Source organism: Dehalococcoidales bacterium (assembly GCA_035529395.1).
Classification (GTDB): Bacteria; Chloroflexota; Dehalococcoidia; order Dehalococcoidales; family Fen-1064; genus DUES01.
On the sequence record DATKWT010000177.1, the window covers coordinates 1 to 3,727 of the forward strand.

Annotated in this window: 2 protein-coding genes and 1 tRNA gene; 2 read left to right on the forward strand and 1 reads right to left on the reverse strand. The window is 57.4% G+C overall.

The window, feature by feature from the left end; translation table 11 throughout:
• Positions 1-5 precede the first annotated feature (5 nt).
• Positions 6-78, reverse strand: a tRNA-Lys gene (locus VMW13_10965).
• Positions 79-269: 191 nt separating this feature from the next.
• Here VMW13_10965 and VMW13_10970 point away from each other — a divergent pair.
• Together VMW13_10970 and VMW13_10975 are read left to right on the forward strand one after the other, a co-directional pair.
• On the forward strand, positions 270-2,648 hold the full coding sequence (locus VMW13_10970; protein HUV45334.1) for an endonuclease MutS2: 2,379 nt from the start codon (positions 270-272) through the stop codon (positions 2,646-2,648).
• Between the two features lie 131 nt (positions 2,649-2,779).
• Positions 2,780-3,466, forward strand: a complete 687-nt coding sequence (locus tag VMW13_10975; GenBank protein HUV45335.1) for a Vms1/Ankzf1 family peptidyl-tRNA hydrolase — start codon at positions 2,780-2,782, stop codon at positions 3,464-3,466.
• Positions 3,467-3,727: the final 261 nt, after the last annotated feature.

Genomic DNA, 3,727 nt, shown 5'->3' on the forward strand with positions numbered 1-3,727 from the left:
GAGTGTAGGCCGTGCAGGGCTCGAACCTGCGACACCCTGATTAAAAGTCAGGTGCTCTGCCAACTGAGCTAACGGCCCTCGAAAATGCAGTGGATAAACTGGTTCCCAGACTCCTACTATCACTGCATCACGTAAGTAACAATCAGTTTGCATTATAGCCCTTCCCAGCTTCCACCGTCAATTCCCCACACCCCTCTCCTCCTGTGCTTACGCAGACTATCGTGTTAACATGCTACAATATGACCACGGACCGCTCAGAGAACACTATTATGGATAAGAAAAGTCTTGAGATGCTGGAGTTCCACCGAATCCGGGAAATTCTTGCCGGATTCACATCCTTCCCGGCAAGTCGTGAGCTGGCCATCAGCCTCCAATGCTTCACGGACCATGAGCATATTTCTCTCCTTCTCCGGCAGTCTGCCGAAGCACGCCAGTTCCTGACGGTAGAGCCAGACTTCGCCGTGGGAGAGGTCGTCGATACCCGGGCAGAGGTTAACATAGCAGCACGGGGTAAGGTCCTCGAGCCGCAGGTCATTATCAATACCTGCCTGACCCTGGCCACAGTACGCCGACTGCGCAGCGGAATCAGTCACCTGTCCGATGAGTTCCCGTTGCTCTGGGATATGACCAGTGGTATTGTCCAGATGCGCCAGCTTGAAGACGATATCAGTAAATGCCTCTCACCAGATGGTGAGGTGCTGGACTCAGCCTCACCGCAGTTGGCCGCCATCCGCAGACAACTAAGGAACACCCGTCAGACTCTGCGAGAACGTCTGGAAGGCATCATCAAGTCGGCCCGGGGTCGCAGGATAGTCCAGGAACCCATTATCACCGAGCGTGAAGGCAGATATGTTATCCCGATAAAGGTCGAATCCCGAAGGGATATCAGAGGTATTGTACACGATGTCTCCAATACCGGGGCCACGGTCTTCATTGAGCCATGGACGGCGGTGGAGGTGGGCAATGAACTGCGTGAGCTCATCGTGGAGGAGCAACGAGAAACCGAACGAATCCTCCGCATCCTCAGTGAGAAGGTTGGTAGCCATGCCGAAGATATCAGTAACAATATTGCCCTTGCTGCCAATATTGACTTTGTACTGGCCAAAGCCAGATACGCCCGGAGGAACAGATGCAGTGAAGCCAGGCTCATTGAGCTTGAGGACGAAGCCCGGACAGCAATACGGAGCCGGGTGCTCCGGCTGGTGGAGGCCAGGCATCCCCTGCTCGGCGACAAGGCAGTACCGCTCTCTCTGGAGATGGGTCGTGACTTCTCCATACTGGTGATTACCGGTCCCAACACGGGCGGCAAGACAGTGGCGCTGAAGACTATCGGCCTCCTCAGCCTGATGACACAGGCCGGTCTGCCAATCCCCGCCTCAGAGGAGACCTGTCTTCCTATCTTCGACGGAGTGTTCGTTGATATCGGTGACGAGCAGAGTATCGAGCAAACACTCTCCACATTCAGCTGGCACATGGGCAATATCATTCGCATCATCGGCAGCGCCACAAACCATAGCCTGGTGCTCCTTGATGAACTGGGTACCAGTACCGACCCTGCGCAGGGCTCAGCCCTGGCACGGGCAATCCTGCGCCACTTCCTGTCACGGGGTACGATAGCGGTAGCCACGACACACTATAGCGACCTTAAAGCGTTCGCGCACACGACTCCGGGTCTGCAGAACGCTTCACTGGACTTCGACGCAGTCACCCTGACCCCCACGTATCACCTGACCACAGGCATACCCGGTGGCAGCAATGCCCTGGCAACGCCGGCACGGCTCGGTCTGCCGCCAGACATCATCGAAGAAGCCCGGGGTATGCTGGCCGGAGGAACCCGGGAGATGGAGACACTAATTACTGAACTGACCGCAGAGAAAAATAAGGCACGGAGCATCTCCACCGAAGCGGAGCAACTGAAAGAGAAGGCAGAGCAGCAAAACACTGAACTGGAGAGCCGGCTCAAGCGGTTGAGTGCAGATGAGCGGGCCATCATCCAGGAAGCACGGGATAGGGTCGTACGGGAAGCGGCGGAGTTGCAGAAGGAAATCCGTCAGGCCGCGGCACAGCTACGCAAGGAGAGGAACAGGGAGACTATCGAGCAAAGTCGGCAGGCTTTATCCGCAGCCCGCGAAAAACTGAGGGGCGAGGTCTGGCAGCCCAGAGCTGACAGCGAGACCGGGGGTCCGGACGAGCAGGAAAGTATAACCCCCGGCGATACCGTCTGGCTCAGGGAGGCCAACGTATCGGCCACGGTACTCTCTATTTCGGAGAAAACGCAGCAGATTGAGGTGCAGTCAGGGCTAACCAGAATCAGGCTGAGTCTTGACGGGGTAACCAGGATGACAGGACAGCCAGTCAGCAACAGCGTAGGCGCACCAGGGGCAATCAGCATGCCGCGGACGCATTCCGTCCCCCTGGAGCTTCACCTTCTCGGGAAACGCGCCGACGAAGCGGAGTGGGAGGTAAACAATTACCTTGATGCCGCCGTCGTTGCCGGACTCACCCAGGTACGTATCGTACATGGTAGCGGTACCGGTACACTTCGTAATATCGTCAGGGATATGCTCAACTCCCACCCACTGGTCAGGTCTTTCCGCCCCGGCGAGAGGGGCGAGGGCGGTAACGGGGCAACCATCGCTCAGTTGTAACAGGGAGGCGAATTACCACGGAGACACTGACTTCCCGACAGTTCCACCTCAGTCGACCGAAGACACTCCGCCTGCTCGGAGAACTGGAAACGACGGGTAACGCGGTAACATCTGTCTTTCTGACACCGGAGTTGTCCGCAGTTCATATCAACGACCTGCTCGGCAGAGCGCTTCCGGGTGTGGCTATCCCTGCCGACATGGTAGACCGCGCTGCCGGTTCCCGGACAGGAGCCGCCATCTTCTGGGGACCGTCACGAAAGCTCCTCATCCGGCCACCATTCCCGCTCACGGAGCAATACATCGCACCCGGTGGCGATATTGAGCCGCTACGTCTGCTACTGGAGCACGATTTCACGATTGCCCTGGTACTGGTACGCCTCGGCGCCTTTGCCATCGGTGTCTGGCAGGGGGAGAGTCTGCTCACCAGCAAGACCGGCACCGGCCTCGTCCACGGCCGACACCGAAAGGGAGGTTCATCCCAGCGCCGGTTCGAGCGGCACCGGGAAAAACAGGTCGACGTCTTCCTTGAGCGGGTCTGCGGGCATGCCCGGCAGCAGATAGAACCCTACATCAGGCAGTTGGACTTTTTCGTATACGGTGGCGCCTGGACTACCTTTGCCACACTCCGCAACGAATGCCCCTTCCTGCGCCAGTTCGAGGAACGCTCCCTGCCACCACTACTCGATATAGTCCGCCCACGCCGGAGGGTACTCGAAGCAGCAATAGCGGACATACTATCGAGCCACATCACAGAGTGGGGCCCGCCTTTACCCGATAACATGCCCTTGTTCAGACAAAAGGGTGACACAACAGAGTGAGGTGTCATGGCCACTACCCAACGCCCCTCCCTGCAGTGAGGGTAAGTTTTCTTAATACAAACTTCGTTTGCCCTGCATTATTACCCTGCTCTCAAATGGAACTATTACTCTAACAGGGACTGAAAAAGGGGAGTCCAGAGGGATCCCGCCCCTTCTGAGGGGCCCCGCCTCTTCTGAGAGGCGCTCCTTTTGGCAGGGGTGTCTGGGCGTCATTCTTACAGAATGACGTTAGCAGAATCCGAAACCAGATTCTGCCGGTGT

Coding starts and splice junctions, on each gene's coding strand:
- VMW13_10970 (HUV45334.1), top strand. CDS start 270: ATGGATAAGAAAAGTCTTGAGATGCTGGAGTTCCACCGAATCCGGGAA.